The 15,776-nt window shown below is 35.9% G+C and carries 15 protein-coding genes and 1 tRNA gene; 15 read left to right on the forward strand and 1 reads right to left on the reverse strand.

Going from position 1 to position 15,776, the window contains the following annotated elements; genetic code table 11:
- Positions 1-112: 112 nt before the first annotated feature.
- The 3 genes from dnaA to NFR56_RS05170 all read left to right on the forward strand — a co-directional run bounded on the left by dnaA (position 113) and on the right by NFR56_RS05170 (position 2,971).
- The gene (gene dnaA, locus NFR56_RS05160) at positions 113-1,471 is read left to right on the forward strand and encodes a chromosomal replication initiator protein DnaA (RefSeq protein ID WP_003009237.1); all 1,359 of its coding nucleotides are present in this window, start codon (positions 113-115) and stop codon (positions 1,469-1,471) included.
- Positions 1,472-1,630: 159 nt separating this feature from the next.
- Positions 1,631-2,767: a DNA polymerase III subunit beta gene (gene dnaN, locus NFR56_RS05165; protein ID WP_021154169.1), complete on the forward strand. Its 1,137-nt coding sequence runs from the start codon at positions 1,631-1,633 to the stop codon at positions 2,765-2,767.
- A 12-nt stretch (positions 2,768-2,779) separates the two neighbouring features.
- A complete protein-coding gene (locus NFR56_RS05170; RefSeq protein WP_003002008.1) occupies positions 2,780-2,971 on the forward strand; it encodes a DUF951 domain-containing protein in 192 nt (63 codons plus the stop codon).
- A gap of 35 nt (positions 2,972-3,006) precedes the next feature.
- On the opposite strand, the gene NFR56_RS05175 is transcribed toward NFR56_RS05170, so the two are convergent.
- The gene (locus tag NFR56_RS05175) at positions 3,007-3,504 is read right to left on the reverse strand and encodes a DUF1307 domain-containing protein (RefSeq protein ID WP_031574824.1); all 498 of its coding nucleotides are present in this window, start codon (positions 3,502-3,504) and stop codon (positions 3,007-3,009) included.
- Between the two features lie 177 nt (positions 3,505-3,681).
- On the opposite strand from NFR56_RS05175, the gene ychF reads away from it, so the two are divergent.
- The 12 genes from ychF (at position 3,682) to NFR56_RS05235 (ending at position 15,622) form a co-directional block, all read left to right on the forward strand.
- On the forward strand, positions 3,682-4,797 hold the full coding sequence (ychF, locus tag NFR56_RS05180; protein WP_003010773.1) for a redox-regulated ATPase YchF: 1,116 nt from the start codon (positions 3,682-3,684) through the stop codon (positions 4,795-4,797).
- Positions 4,798-4,865: 68 nt separating this feature from the next.
- On the forward strand, positions 4,866-5,435 hold the full coding sequence (gene pth / locus NFR56_RS05185; protein WP_003009246.1) for an aminoacyl-tRNA hydrolase: 570 nt from the start codon (positions 4,866-4,868) through the stop codon (positions 5,433-5,435).
- A gap of 4 nt (positions 5,436-5,439) precedes the next feature.
- On the forward strand, positions 5,440-8,934 hold the full coding sequence (mfd, locus tag NFR56_RS05190; RefSeq protein WP_134974855.1) for a transcription-repair coupling factor: 3,495 nt from the start codon (positions 5,440-5,442) through the stop codon (positions 8,932-8,934).
- A gap of 68 nt (positions 8,935-9,002) precedes the next feature.
- Positions 9,003-9,269: an RNA-binding S4 domain-containing protein gene (locus tag NFR56_RS05195; protein WP_003002258.1), complete on the forward strand. Its 267-nt coding sequence runs from the start codon at positions 9,003-9,005 to the stop codon at positions 9,267-9,269.
- Entirely contained in the window at positions 9,262-9,630 is a 369-nt protein-coding gene (locus NFR56_RS05200; RefSeq protein WP_003009251.1) for an FtsB family cell division protein, read from the forward strand. Before NFR56_RS05195 ends, NFR56_RS05200 begins: the two co-directional genes overlap by 8 nt.
- A 3-nt stretch (positions 9,631-9,633) precedes the next feature.
- Positions 9,634-9,762 (forward strand): SP_0009 family protein, encoded by a 129-nt coding sequence (locus tag NFR56_RS05205; RefSeq protein ID WP_003009253.1) that lies wholly within the window; start codon positions 9,634-9,636, stop codon positions 9,760-9,762.
- Positions 9,734-11,020, forward strand: a complete 1,287-nt coding sequence (locus NFR56_RS05210) for a serine hydrolase (RefSeq protein WP_031574830.1) — start codon at positions 9,734-9,736, stop codon at positions 11,018-11,020. Before NFR56_RS05205 ends, NFR56_RS05210 begins: the two co-directional genes overlap by 29 nt.
- A complete protein-coding gene (gene tilS, locus NFR56_RS05215) occupies positions 11,020-12,294 on the forward strand; it encodes a tRNA lysidine(34) synthetase TilS (protein WP_134974854.1) in 1,275 nt (424 codons plus the stop codon). The genes NFR56_RS05210 and tilS overlap by 1 nt, the downstream gene beginning before the upstream one ends.
- 4 nt (positions 12,295-12,298) lie before the next feature.
- Entirely contained in the window at positions 12,299-12,841 is a 543-nt protein-coding gene (hpt, locus tag NFR56_RS05220; protein ID WP_003018402.1) for a hypoxanthine phosphoribosyltransferase, read from the forward strand.
- Positions 12,842-12,851: 10 nt separating this feature from the next.
- The gene (gene ftsH, locus NFR56_RS05225) at positions 12,852-14,825 is read left to right on the forward strand and encodes an ATP-dependent zinc metalloprotease FtsH (RefSeq protein ID WP_049473251.1); all 1,974 of its coding nucleotides are present in this window, start codon (positions 12,852-12,854) and stop codon (positions 14,823-14,825) included.
- A gap of 91 nt (positions 14,826-14,916) precedes the next feature.
- Positions 14,917-14,988 (forward strand) — tRNA-Glu (locus NFR56_RS05230).
- 154 nt (positions 14,989-15,142) lie between these two features.
- Entirely contained in the window at positions 15,143-15,622 is a 480-nt protein-coding gene (locus tag NFR56_RS05235) for a sigma-70 family RNA polymerase sigma factor (RefSeq protein ID WP_049473250.1), read from the forward strand.
- Positions 15,623-15,776: the final 154 nt, after the last annotated feature.

Consider the following 15,776-nt stretch of genomic DNA (forward strand, 5'->3'; position numbering starts at 1 on the left):
AAACTATAATTTAATTTCATGAAATTTAGCCTGTGGAAAACTATTTTTGTTTGTGGTAGAATAGGAATACGTATGATTTGATACAATTCAAGAAAAGGAGGAAAGTCTGATAGTGTCACAAGAAGAGCAATTTTGGTCTCGTTTTTTAGAATTAGCCCAATTACAACTAAAAGATAGTGCCTATGATTTTTTTGTCGCCGATTCAAAATTAGTCAAAATCGATGGAGAAACGGCTACCATTTATCTTGATGGGAATTATAAAGAATTATTTTGGGAAACAAATCTAAAAAATGCTTTGATCACAGCCAGCTTTGAAGTCTACAATACAGATTTGAAGTTCCATTTCGTTTTTGAAGATACCGAAGAAATTCCTAGTAGTCATAGCAGTGAGAATAGGAGATTATCTTCAGGTAGCTTAACAACCGAACCGTTGCCTAAAATTGATACAGGCCTGAAATCAAAGTACACCTTTGATAATTTTGTGCAAGGGGATGGAAATATTTGGGCGAAAGCAGCAGCGCTTGCAGTTTCTGAAAATCTTGCAACAACTTACAACCCTCTCTTTATCTATGGTGGACCAGGACTTGGAAAGACTCACCTATTGAACGCAATTGGAAATCAAATCCTAGAAAATATTCCAAATGCACGGGTTAAGTATGTTCCAGCAGAAACCTTTATTAATGAATTTTTAGAACACCTTCGATTAGGAGAAATGAAGACGTTCAAGAATACCTATCGAAGTCTTGATCTCTTACTGATCGATGATATCCAGTCACTCGGCGGGAAAAAAGTCACGACTCAAGAGGAATTCTTTAATACATTTAATGCCCTCCATAGCGACAACAAACAGATTGTTCTAACAAGCGATCGAAGTCCGGATCATTTAGATAGTCTTGAAGAGCGGCTGGTTACTCGTTTCAAATGGGGACTAACGCAAAATATAACACCACCTGATTTTGAAACTCGGATTGCCATCTTACGGAATAAAATTGAAGATCTAGACTATATTTTTCCTAATGACACACTGGAATATCTAGCAGGTCAGTTTGATTCAAATGTCCGAGACTTAGAAGGTGCCTTAAATGATATTTCTTTAATGGCGAAGGTGAAAAAACTAAAAGAAATTACGATCGATGTTGCTGCTGAAGCTATTCGAGCTCGTAAAAACGATAATAGCAAGACGCTTGTCATCCCCATTGAAAAAATTCAGGAAGCAGTTGGAGCCTTTTATGGAGTCAGTGTAAAAGAAATCAAAGGTTCTCGAAGGGTTCAAAATATTGTCCTAGCACGACAAGTAGCTATGTATCTTTCAAGAGAGATGACGGACAACTCACTTCCTAGAATCGGAAAAGAATTCGGTGGGAAAGACCACACGACTGTCATTCATGCCTATGAAAAAATTAAAAGTATGGTCGACACAGATGATAATCTACGACTCGAAATTCAAAGTATCAAGAAAAAGTTAAATTAATCTGTGGATAACTTCCTCTTAACTTCTAGGGGTTATACACAATTTTTAAACAAGTAACTTTTCAAGTCATAGACAGGATTCTGAGAGTTTTCCACAACTTTCACACAACCTACTATTACTATTAACTTACTAATCATAAAATAAATAAAAGGAATGACCATGATAAATTTCTCTATTAACAAAACTTTATTTTTACAAGCACTAAATACTACCAAAAGAGCGATCAGTTCAAAAAATGCTATCCCAATCCTTTCCACGATTAAAATTGATGTCACTCCAGAAGGAGTTGCCTTATCTGGATCAAATGGCCAAATTTCAATTGAAAACTTTATTTCTATCAAAGATGAAAATGCTGGTTTATTGGTGACCTCTCCAGGTTCTATTTTATTAGAAGCAACTTTCTTTATTAATGTGGTTTCAAGTTTACCAGATGTTACTTTAGATTTTAAAGAGATTGAACAAAAACAGGTTCTCTTAACAAGTGGTAAATCAGAAATTACACTTAAAGGAAAAGATGCAGATCAATATCCACGTATTCAAGAAATTGCTGCAAGTAATCCATTAGTTTTAGAAACAAAATTATTAAAACAATTAATTAATGAAACGGCATTTGCAGCAAGTGTACAAGAAAGTCGGCCAATTTTGACAGGTGTTCACTTTGTTCTATCGGATAATAAAGAGCTAAAAACAGTAGCAACAGACTCTCACCGTATGAGTCAAAAAGTGATTACACTGGAGAAAAATGGAGACAACTTTGATGTTGTCATCCCAAGTCGCTCTCTTCGTGAATTCACCTCTGTCTTTTCTGATGATATTGAAACAGTTGAAGTTTTCTTTGCTAACAATCAAATCCTATTTAGAAGTGAACACATTAGTTTTTATACCCGTTTGCTAGAAGGAAATTATCCTGATACAGACCGTCTCATTCCAACAGAATTCAATACAGAGGCAACCTTCAATGTGGCCAACCTTCGATTTGCAATGGAGCGTGCTCGTCTTCTTTCAAATGCGACTCAAAACGGAACGGTTAAATTAGAGTTCAAAAATGGAGTGGTTTCTTCTCACGTTCATTCACCAGAAGTTGGGCGAGTAAATGAAGAGATCGATACGAGCGCCGTTTCAGGAGAGGATTTGTCTATTAGCTTTAATCCAACTTATTTGATTGAAGCGCTCAAAGCTATTGACAGTGAACAAGTTGTTATTCGTTTTATTTCTTCTGTTAGACCGTTTACATTGGTTCCAGAAGGAAATGAACAAGGGTTCATTCAATTGATTACGCCAGTTCGCACAAATTAACAAAGGTGAATCATGTATACGTTAGGTGATTTTGTAGAAATGAAAAAGCCTCACGCTTGTGTGATTAAAGAAACAGGCAAGAAGGCAAATCGTTGGGAAATTACGCGACTTGGTGCAGACATAAAAATCAAGTGTAGCAATTGTGATCATGTGGTCATGATGAGTCGCCATGATTTTGAACAGAAAATGAAGAAAGTACTATAAAAGGTTCAGTCACTTATGTGACCGAACCTTTTCGATTATTTTAATTCTTCAAATTTTCCATTTTTAACTTCTTTGAAACCACCCTGTTTCATCATATCAAAAGTTGATTTGAAGCTGATATAGTCGACTTTTTTATCTTTTTGTGTCGTTACTAATTTCTTTTCAATTAGCTGATCTAAGTCTGCCTTTTCATAATTTAGTGTTGTTTTTTCAACCATATAATCATCTTTGTATTCAGCAGAATGTGTGAATCCTTTGACATCCTTGTATTCTTCATCATATTTATCGATCATTTCCTTTAATTGATCTTTCGTAACTCCCGCTTCTTTGTAATAAATAGTAGTGGTGGTTTGGTTACTGATCGCTTTATCACCTTTATGTTCTAGTGTAATACGAACATCTGTTTTCTTTTCTTGGTTGATTGCCTGAAGATAGGATTTTTGAACAGATTGTTGTCCACAAGCTCCAAGAAGAAAGAGAGTAAAGATAGCGATTAAAGAAAGAAAAATAGATTTCCATGTTTGTTTTTTCATCTGAAAAACTCCTTTGTTCATTGTTAAATATAGTATACCATTTTTATCTTTTTAGAACGTTACAGTTTGATGAAAAAATCTAGTTTCAAAGGTGATGAAATATTTCATTTTTCATCACTTGTCTTTTGAATTATGTTATAATAAAAGAGATTGAAATTTGAACGGAGAAAAAGAAAAATGGCATTAACAGCAGGTATCGTTGGCTTACCAAATGTTGGTAAATCAACCCTATTTAACGCAATTACAAAAGCAGGAGCAGAGGCCGCAAACTATCCCTTTGCAACCATTGATCCAAACGTTGGGATGGTAGAAGTTCCAGATGAACGCCTCCAAAAATTGACGGAAATGATTACTCCTAAGAAGACAGTTCCGACTACTTTTGAATTTACAGATATTGCGGGGATTGTGAAAGGGGCTTCTAAGGGAGAAGGACTTGGTAATAAATTCTTGGCCAATATCCGTGAAGTAGATGCCATTGTTCATGTGGTACGTGCTTTTGATGATGAAAATGTCATGCGGGAGCAAGGTCGTGAAGATGCCTTTGTTGATCCACTGGCAGATATTGATACCATCAATTTAGAATTAATTTTAGCCGACTTAGAGTCTGTCAATAAACGCTATGCGCGTGTAGAAAAAATCGCTCGTACACAAAAAGATAAGGATTCTGTTGCGGAATTTAATGTTCTACAAAAAATCAAACCAGTTCTTGAAGATGGTAAATCGGCTCGGACCATTGAATTCACTGAGGAAGAACAAAAAGTGGTGAAAGGACTTTTCCTTTTGACTACCAAACCAGTTCTTTATGTAGCCAATGTGGATGAAGATGTTGTTGCAGATCCAGATTCTATCGAGTATGTGAAGCAAATTCGTGACTTTGCGGCAACAGAGAACGCGGAAGTCGTGGTGATTTCTGCGCGTGCTGAGGAAGAAATTTCTGAGCTAGATGATGCAGATAAACAAGAATTTTTAGAGGCGATTGGCCTAACAGAGTCTGGAGTTGATAAACTCACGCGTGCAGCTTACCACTTGTTGGGACTTGGCACTTATTTCACAGCTGGTGAAAAAGAAGTGCGTGCTTGGACCTTCAAACGTGGCATGAAAGCTCCTCAAGCAGCTGGAATCATCCACTCTGATTTTGAAAAAGGATTTATTCGTGCCGTGACCATGTCCTATGATGATTTGGTCAAATACGGTTCTGAAAAGGCTGTAAAAGAAGCGGGACGCTTGCGCGAAGAAGGAAAAGAATATGTTGTCCAAGATGGGGACATCATGGAATTTCGTTTTAATGTATAAGAGAGTTAAAAAAATGTAAAGGTTGGAAAAAATATTTCCAACCCTTTTAGTGTTTTGAAAGGAAAGAGATGACGAAATTAATTGTTGGATTGGGAAATCCGGGTGATAAGTATTTTGAAACCAAACACAATGTAGGCTTTATGTTAGTTGATCAAATGGCAAAGTCTTTAAATCTTACTTTCTCCCATGATAAGATTTTTCAAGCTGATATCGCCTCAACATTTTTAAATGGAGAAAAGGTCTATTTTGTAAAGCCGACCACTTTCATGAATGAGAGTGGAAAAGCAGTCCATGCCCTTCTGACTTATTATGGTCTGGATATTGAAGATCTTTTGGTTATTTACGATGATTTAGATATGGAAGTTGGCAAGATTCGTCTTCGAGCTAAAGGATCAGCTGGAGGTCATAACGGAATCAAATCGATTATCAATCATATTGGAACTCAGACTTTTTATCGAATTAAGATTGGAATTGGAAGACCTAAGCAGGGCATGTCAGTTGTTCATCATGTCTTAGGGAAATTTGATAAAGACGATTACATCACTATTCTACAAACAATTGATCGAGTAGAAGAAGCGGTTAACGATTACTTGGTAGAAGAAAATTTTGAAAGAAGCATGCAGAAATACAACGGGTAAGTAGATGAATGTAATTGATTTAGTGAGTCAAAACTCCAACCTTCTATCCTGGCAACAAGGTTTTCAAAAAAATAATAGGGAATTGATCTTAGGATTGTCTGCGACCACAAAGGCTATTGTAATGGCTTCAGCCTTTGATTCTATTGAAAAAGCAGTCCTCATTACTTCCAGTTATAACGAAGCAGAACGATTGGCCAGTGATTTTATTGCCCTACTTGGAGAAGAGAAAGTCCATACATTTTTGGGAGATGATAATCCTTTAGCAGAATTTGTTTTTGCTTCACAAGAAAGGCAATTTGCACGATTAGAGGCTTTGAACTTTTTATGTCAAGAAGATCGTCAAGGCATCCTTGTGACCAATGTGAGTGGTATAAAACTACTATTACCTTCTCCTAAAGTTTTTGCATCTAGCATTTTTCAATTGAAGGTTGGTCAAGAAATAGACTTAACTACTTTGAGTGAAACATTACAGAAGATTGGCTATCAAAAGGTAAGCCAAGTTTTGCAACAGGGAGAGTTTAGTCTACGAGGAGATATTTTAGATATCTTTGAGATCGACCAACTCCAACCCTATCGGATTGAATTTTTTGGGGATGAGATTGATGGGATCCGAATCTTTGACCCCGAAAGCCAGCGTTCTGTTGAAAATGTTGAAGAAGTTCAACTGAAAGCAGTGAGTGATCTATTATTGCAAGAGGAAGATTTCATCCGTGGTCAGAAGCAAATCGAACAATTGCAAGAACAGAGTGCAAATGAAGAATTTAAATCTTATCTAGCAGAAATTCTGGGAGATATTTCTCAAAGGAAACTCCATCCGGATCTTAGAAAATTTATTAGTTTCTTTTACGAGAAGCAATATACCCTATTCGATTATCTCCCTAAACATACTCCAGTCTTTCTGGATGATTATCAAAAAATAGCAGATCAAATAGCGAGATTTGAACTAGATACAGCTAATCTCTTGACGGAAGATTTACATAAAAATAGAGCTTCTTCTCGCCAAGTGTATTTTGCAGACACCAGTACAACATTACGAAAATATACGCCTGCAACTTATTTTTCAAACTTTCAAAAAGGATTGGGAAATCTGAAGTTTGATCATTTGTATCAATTCAATCAATATCCCATGCAGGAGTTTTTTGGACAATTTGATTTACTAAAAGAGGAAATTGAACGGTATCGAAAATCAAACTATACTGTTATTGTCCAAGCAACTTCTCATCACAATCTTCAACAGCTCCATAAAAATTTAGAAGAGTATGGGATTCGATTAGATTATATTGATGGGGATACGATCATTCCTCAAGCTAGTCAATTAGTCGTTGGAGGATTAGCTCACGGTTTTCAATTTGTTGATGAAAAAATTGTCTACATTACAGAATCAGAGATTTATCAGAAAAAGATCAAACGAAAGATTCGTAGGCAAAATATTTCCAATGCAGAACGCCTAAAAAATTATAATGAATTGGAAAAAGGGGACTATGTTGTTCACCAAGTTCATGGTATTGGTCAATTTTTGGGAATTGAAACGATTGAAATTTCGGGTGTCCATCGTGATTATGTTTCAATTCAATATCAAAATGGAGATCGCATCTCGATTCCTGTCGATCAGATTCAGATGTTGTCCAAATACGTTGCAAGTGATGGAAAAACGCCAAAAATTAACAAGTTAAATGATGGGCGTTTCCAAAAAACGAAGCAAAAGGTTCAGACCCAGGTGGAGGACATTGCGGATGATTTGATAAAACTTTATGCGGAGCGTAGTCAATTAGAAGGCTTTGCCTATTCCAAAGATGATGAAAACCAAGAGGCTTTTGAACAAGATTTTCCATATATTGAAACAGATGATCAATTACGTTCCATTGAAGAAATCAAAAAAGATATGGAATCGAATCGTCCGATGGATCGATTGCTGGTTGGAGACGTCGGTTTTGGAAAAACAGAGGTCGCTATGCGAGCAGCCTTTAAGGCAGTAAATGATCATAAACAAGTAGCAGTGCTGGTTCCTACCACGGTTCTTGCCCAACAACATTATGCCAATTTTAAGGAGCGTTTTGAATCTTTTGCAGTAGAGGTTGCTGTTTTAAGCCGTTTCCAGAGTAAGGCAGAGCAGAAAGAAACGCTTGAAAAGTTGAAAAAAGGACGAGTGGATATTATTATTGGAACTCACCGGCTCTTGTCCAAAGATGTTGTTTTTTCAGACTTAGGCTTAATCGTGATCGATGAAGAACAACGTTTTGGAGTGAAGCACAAAGAAACCTTGAAAGAATTGAAAAAAAAGGTGGATGTGCTTACCTTGACAGCTACCCCTATACCTCGAACTCTTCATATGTCTATGCTAGGAATTCGAGATTTGTCTGTCATCGAAACACCTCCGACCAATCGGTATCCTGTGCAAACTTTTGTACTAGAGACTAATCCAACCATTATTCGAGATGCTGTGTTGCGGGAGATGGATCGTGGAGGACAGGCCTATTATCTTTACAATAAGGTAGATACAATTGAACAAAAGGTGTCTGAATTAAAAGAGTTGATTCCAGAAGCTTCGATTGGCTTTGTTCATGGTCAGATGAGTGAAGTTCGCCTGGAAAATACCCTGTTGGATTTCATTAATGGCGAATACGATGTCTTAGTGACGACAACCATTATTGAGACAGGTGTGGATATTCCAAATGCCAATACACTCTTTATTGAAAATGCGGATCATATGGGACTTTCAACTCTTTATCAACTAAGAGGTCGTGTGGGACGAAGCAACCGAATTGCTTATGCTTATTTGATGTATCGTCCAGACAAATCTCTTACAGAAGTGTCTGAAAAACGTTTAGAAGCTATTAAAGGTTTTACTGAGTTGGGGTCTGGATTTAAAATTGCTATGCGAGATTTATCGATCCGTGGAGCAGGGAATATCCTTGGAGCTTCTCAATCTGGTTTCATCGATTCAGTTGGTTTTGAAATGTATTCTCAATTGTTAGAAGAAGCTATTGCTAAGAAACAAGGCCAAGAGCATCGCAGGCAAAAGAGTAATGCAGAGTTGAACCTTCAAATAGATGCGTATTTACCTAATGAATATATTTCAGATCAACGTCAAAAAATTGAAATTTACAAACAAATTCGTGAAATGAATTCTGCGACGGACTATGAATATTTGCAAGATGAATTGATCGATCGTTTTGGAGAATACCCAGATGTTGTGGCCTACCTACTAGAAATTGGTTTAGTGAAAGCTTACTTGGATCAAGTATTTGTCCGTCTTGTTGAGAGAAAACAACAAAAAGTGACAGTGAAATTTGAACCTATTGCCAAACAACTGTTTTTAACACAGGATTATTTCAAAGCTCTGTCCATGACACAGTTAAAGGCACAGATTGCAGAAGAAAAGGGATTGATTGAAGTGATCTTCGATATTCGAAATAAGAAAGATTTTGAAATTTTAGAAGCTCTGAAGCAATTTGGTAAAACCTTATTGGAAATTAAACAAGAAAAAGAAGAGGACTAGCAGTTCTTAGCTCATTTTTCGCATTTTATGTATAAAAAATGATACAATACTATGTTAGAGGTGACAGTATGAGATTAGATAAATATTTAAAAGTTTCTCGCATTATTAAGCGTCGTCCTGTTGCAAAGGAAGTTGCAGATAAAGGGCGAATCAAAGTCAATGGAGTATTAGCCAAAAGTTCAACGGATTTGAAAGTGAATGATCAAATTGAAGTTCGTTTTGGAAATAAAGTATTGACGGTTAAAGTCTTGGAAATGTTGGATAGTACAAAAAAAGAAGATGCATCCAAAATGTACGAAATAATTAGTGAAACAAGGATAGAAGAAGATGCCTAAAAATATCGTTCAAATGAACAATAAATATATCAAAGACGAAAGTCAGCGAAAACGTTTTTTAGAAGAAGAAAGAAAAAAACGCAATCGTTTTCTAGGGCTCGTTTTGATATTGGTCATGTTACTGTTTATTCTTCCAACTTATAATTTAGCCCAGAGCTATCAATCGCTACAAGATAAAAAAGAACAATACAAACAGTTGGAAAAAGAGTATAAAGAAACAAGTGAACAAAAAGAATACCAACAAGACATCGCTAAAAAATTAAAAGACGATGATTATGCAACAAAATATGCACGCGCTAAGTATTCTTTTTCAAAAGATGGTGAATATGTTTATACCATCCCAGATTTACTCCCCCAATAACCGATGGAAAATATCTTACAAACAGTTAAACAATTTCTTGAATTTTCGGATGAAAAATTAGAGGAATTAAAAAAGAAAAACCAAATGATTAAACTTCAAAAGGATGAAAAGGAAAGGAATACAGGTGTCTAAACGATTTCTGCTCCTATTGTTAGTTCCAATTTTATTTATTGGGTCTCAAGCAGCGAGTGTCGAGCAGTCTGAGTCTTCTCAGACAATAGCTCATCCATCAGAACTTTATTTTTCTTCAATTCCAGCGAACCCTAATATCTATCGCAAAATTTCTGTTTTTTCTGATCCTCAGTTGAAAAAAGCAAAAGGAGAAATTCTTCCCAACACACCGTTTACAATCGAACAACTCTTTGTAAATGATGAAGGGAAAGCTGTATTTAAAATAGCAGATAAAGGATATGTATTAGCAGATTCTTCTGTCATTTTTTCTGATGTTGTACAAGAAACACAAGAAAAAAAACAAGACATGTGGCTAAAACCTGGTTTTAAAGTGTATGACCGACCCTTAATAAATGGTGCAAAAGAAAAAAATACACCTCTTTCTCCTTATACAAAAGTGACAGTCTTACGTACAGCTAAGACTTTACGAGATGAGTTTGTGGAGATTGAAGGTCAGGGCTGGGTGAACAAGGCATTCGTTACTGAAAAAGATAATCGAATGGAAAAAGTTCAGGACTTGTTAAATAGTAAATACAATTCTCCTTCATATGGAATCTATGTAAAACAATTAGAGACTGGAAATACTGCTGGAATCAATCCGCAAAAAGAAATGTATTCTGCCAGTGTAACGAAATTACCATACTTGTACTACGTCCAAGAACAGCTCAATAAAAAAGCCATTTCTCCAACTACAACCTACAAATATATTCCAGAAGTCAATGATTTCAAAGGAGGCTATGAACCAGAAGGAAGTGGTAGTCTTTCAAAAACACCAGATGGAAAAGAATATAGTGTTCAAGAGTTGATAGATAAGATTGCAAAAGAATCAGATAATGTTGGACATAATATATTGAATTATTATGTCACTCATCAATCAGATCAAGATTTCCAAAAAACATTGGATAAAATTGCAAAGAAACATTGGGATGTTGAAAAAAGAGAAGCATCCGCTGAAATGGCTGGCAATGTCATGGAGGCTGTCTATCAACAAAATGGCCCTATTATTGATGCGCTCTCCTCTACAAAATATGATAATCAACGGATTGCGCGTGACCTTCCAGTAAAAGTTGCTCATAAAATTGGAGATGCCTATGATTTTAGACATGATGTTGCGATTGTATACACAAATTCACCCTATGTAATAGCCATTTTTACAGATCATTCGAATTATGATACGATTTCCAACATTTCAAAAGATATCTATGAGGTATTGAAATAATGGAAAAGCGATTTTTAGAGTTTTGTGAAAAACAAGATCTATTTACTCCCCATCGTCGTGTTTTGGTTGCCTTATCTGGTGGATTGGATTCAATGAATCTGTATGAACTTTTATATAAGAATAAAGAACGATTGAAAATCCATCTGGTACTCGCTCATGTCAATCATGGACAAAGACCAGAATCGGATTTAGAAGAAAGTGAACTTCGAACGCTAGCTGATAGGCGAGAAACACGTATCCATGTGGCTCACTATTCGGGTGATTTTACAGAAGCAAAAGCTCGTACCTTTCGTTATGATTTTTTTAAACAGATTATGGAGAAAGAGGATTGCACCGCTTTAGTAACAGGTCATCATGCAAACGATCAAGCTGAAACAACTTTCATGCGCTTGATACGAGGAACAAAATTACGCCATTTAAGTGGCATTCCTGTACGCCAACCATTTGGCAAGGGTGAGCTAATCCGTCCTTTGTTAACTTTTACCAAAGATGAGTTGATGAAAATCCCTCACTTTGAAGATAGTAGCAATGACTCACAGGACTATTTTCGAAATCGTGTACGCCATCAATACCTTCCAGAATTTGAAAAAGAAAATCCCCAAATGCAAGTAAGTCTTCGTTATTTAGCAGAGGAAGTTACTCATTGGCACCAAGCACTGAAAGAATTGACTAGCGAGTTAAGCATTCAAGATTTAGCTTCTTTTAGAACGTATTCTCATTCTGTACAATCATTCTTATTAGAAGAGTATTTGGCACAATTCCCAGATTTGCAACTTGGTAGGGTACAGTTTCAAGAATTATTAAATTTACTGCGAAAAAAAAGAAATTGCATTCATTATTTAAAGTCGAATTATGAACTACATCAAGAATATGATTTCTTTGAAATACAAAAAATCAGTCAAAAGTCGGATGACCAACCCCTCCCATTTTTGTTAGAATTTGGGAATATCTTTGAAATTGCAAATTATAAACTATCTTTTGGACAACCATTAGTAGGGGAAAATGTAGAAATTCTTTCTGTTTCACGCGAAACTCCCATCTTAATTAGAGGGAGAAAGGAAGGAGATCAGCTGCTTGTTAATGGCCACCATCAAAAATTAAGACGGTGGTTTATCAACCATAAAATTCCAATTTCGCTTCGGCAAAAAGCTCTCATTATAGAACAGAATCATAATATTCTTTCTGTAGTGGGATTGGTAACGAGTGATTTGAGTAAGCCCTCAAAAAGTGGTATAATGAAAGATAGTCTTTATATTCAAAAAATAGATAGGTAAAAACATGTTAGAAAAAGATATAAAAAAAGTATTGGTTTCACATGATGAAATTGTAGAAGCAGCAAAGAAATTGGGTGAAACCCTAACAAAAGAGTACCAAGGAAAAAATCCAATTTTTGTTGGAATTTTGAAAGGCTCTGTTCCATTTATGGCAGAGTTGATCAACCACGTGGATACACATATTGAATTGGATTTTATGCTGGTTTCAAGTTATCATGGTGGTACGGCAAGCTCAGGTATTATTAATATTATCAAGGATATCGACCAAGATATTACTGGTAGAGATATTTTATTTGTAGAAGATATTATCGATACAGGTAAAACTCTCAAGAGTCTAAAAGAACTCTTTGAAGAAAGAAATGCAGCATCTGTAAAGATTGCTACCTTACTGGATAAACCTGAAGGCCGTTTGGTTGAGATTGAAGCAGATTACACCTGCTTTACGATTCCAAATGAGTTTGTTGTAGGATATGGTTTAGACTATGATGAAAATTATCGTAACCTACCCTATGTTGGTGTATTAAAAGAGGAAGTGTACTCAAAATAGAGGAGACTAGATGAATAACAGAAAAAATAACGGTTTTGTCCGAAATCCATTTCTGTATTTGTTGATTATTGTAGCGGCTGTGACAGGATTCCAGTACTTTTTTGCGGGTAATGGGGTTGGTCAAAGTCAGCAAATCAACTACACAGAATTGGTCAAAGAAATTAAAAATGATAATGTAAAAACAATCAGTTACCAACCAAATGGTAGTGTGATTGAAATTGCAGGTACCTATAATAAAGCAAAAGAATCAAAAGAAGATACAGGAATTCAATTTTTTACCCCAAGTGTTCAAAAAGTATCTCGCTTTACTAGTGTCATCCTTCCATCTGATATCACTGTCAATGAATTACAAAAATTAGCAGCTGACCACAAAGCAGAAATCACCATTAAGCGTGAGAGCTCAAGTGGCATGTGGATAACAATTCTCACTTCAATTGTTCCATTTGTTATTGTCATGTTCTTCTTCTTCTCAATGATGAACCAAGGCGGTGGCGGAGGTGCCAGAGGTGCCATGAACTTTGGTCGTAATAAAGCCCGCGCTGCTAATAAAGAAGATATTAAAGTTCGTTTTTCAGATGTAGCAGGAGCTGAAGAAGAAAAACAAGAACTTGTTGAAGTTGTTGAATTTTTAAAAGATCCAAAACGCTTTACTAAATTGGGTGCAAGAATCCCAGCAGGTGTGCTTCTTGAAGGCCCTCCCGGAACTGGTAAAACCCTTTTAGCAAAAGCAGTAGCTGGTGAAGCTGGAGTGCCATTCTTCAGTATCTCTGGTTCTGACTTCGTTGAAATGTTTGTCGGAGTCGGTGCTAGCCGGGTTCGTTCACTTTTTGAAGATGCTAAAAAAGCAGCACCAGCCATTATCTTTATCGATGAAATTGATGCTGTTGGGCGCCAGCGTGGTGTAGGTCTTGGTGGTGGAAATGATGAACGTGAACAAACCCTTAACCAGCTCTTGATTGAGATGGATGGTTTTGAAGGCAACGAAGGAATCATTGTTATCGCAGCAACTAACCGTTCTGATGTCCTTGACCCTGCCCTTCTTCGTCCTGGCCGTTTTGACCGTAAAGTATTGGTTGGACGTCCAGATGTGAAAGGTCGTGAGGCAATTCTTCGTGTTCATGCTAAGAATAAGCCACTTGCTCAAGATGTGGACTTGAAATTAGTTGCTCAACAAACACCAGGATTTGTCGGTGCTGATCTCGAAAATGTTTTGAACGAAGCAGCCTTGGTTGCAGCTCGTCGAAATAAAAAAGTAATTGATGCTGCTGATATCGATGAAGCAGAAGATCGTGTTATTGCAGGTCCATCTAAGAAAGATCGGACGATTTCACAAAAAGAACGTGAAATGGTTGCTTATCACGAAGCTGGTCATACAATCGTTGGTTTGGTCTTATCAAATGCTCGTGTAGTTCATAAAGTTACGATTGTTCCACGTGGTCGTGCAGGCGGTTACATGATTGCCCTTCCTAAAGAAGATCAAATGTTACTTTCTAAAGAAGATATGAAAGAACAATTAGCTGGGCTCATGGGAGGACGTGTTGCCGAAGAAATTATTTTCAATTCGCAAACAACGGGTGCTTCAAATGACTTTGAACAAGCTACCCAAATGGCGCGTGCAATGGTGACAGAATATGGTATGAGTGAAAAACTTGGACCGGTCCAATATGAAGGAAATCATGCAATGTTTGGTGCTCAAAGCCCACAAAAAATGATTTCAGAACGAACAGCTTACGAAATTGATGAAGAAGTTCGTAGTCTGTTGAATGAAGCCCGTAATAAAGCGGCAGAAATTATTCAAGGAAATAGAGAAACGCATAAACTAATTGCGGAAGCTCTATTAAAATATGAAACCTTGGATAGTGTTCAAATTAAATCATTATATGAAACAGGAAAAATGCCTGAAAATTCAGAGCATGAATTAGAAGAAGAAGCAAAACCTCTATCATATGATGAGATTAAGTCAAAATTAGAAGAAAATAACTAATTCAAAAGAAGGAAAATATTTCCTTCTTTTTTTATTAAAAAAGTGTTGACAGAGTAAAAATATTCTGTATAATAGAATATGTTGTAAAAATGGTCCGTTGGTCAAGGGGTTAAGACACCGCCTTTTCACGGCGGTAACACGGGTTCGAATCCCGTACGGACTATCGATGAACTGTCACCAAGTGGCAGTTTTTTTGTGTATTTGGACAAAATAATTAAAAATAATAACCAAATAGTTAAAAAAACGTGCAGAATAGAAAAAAAGTCCAATGTGCTTCTTTATTTTTATAAAATACAGATAAAAGTAAAGGAGAGCTTATGGAATTTAATAAAATGTATCAAAAAGTAAAATATATCGTAAGAAAATGTGAAAAAGAATATTATATTCAATTATGGGAAAAGGATGATTGGGAACAAGAAGGACAGCTAACACTCTTTGAACTTTATCAAAAAAATCCTGAAATTGAAACAAATGAAGAATTACTTTATACATATTTTAAAACAAAATTTAGAAATCATATTAAAGATAAAATAAGACAACAGGAAAGTGATAAGAGAAAAATAAATAGACTTCCATATATTGAAATTGGAGAAATTAGTCACAGAATTTCATCAAGAAAAATATATTTAGATGAGCTGGTTGTTCTGAGAGATGCATTAAAACGTTTTAAAGAAAAATTAACAGTAAAAGAAAAAGAACAATATGAAGCATTACTAGCAAACAGAAGATGTCTAGGAAAAACAAAAATGAAAAAGAAATTAGAGAACTATCTGAAGGATTTTAAAAATACAATTTAAGAACTGAAAGTTGACAGTGTATAAATGAACTTTCAAAAAAATAAAAAATTTTGGAAAAAAGTATTGACAGTAAGGTAAGGTCATGATATACTAATATAGTTGTCGCGCGAGAGCGACAAAGACCTTTGAAAACTGAACAAGACGAACCAATGTG

The sequence above is a fragment of the Streptococcus caecimuris genome (assembly GCF_943193075.1).
GTDB lineage: Bacteria > Bacillota > Bacilli > Lactobacillales > Streptococcaceae > Streptococcus > Streptococcus caecimuris.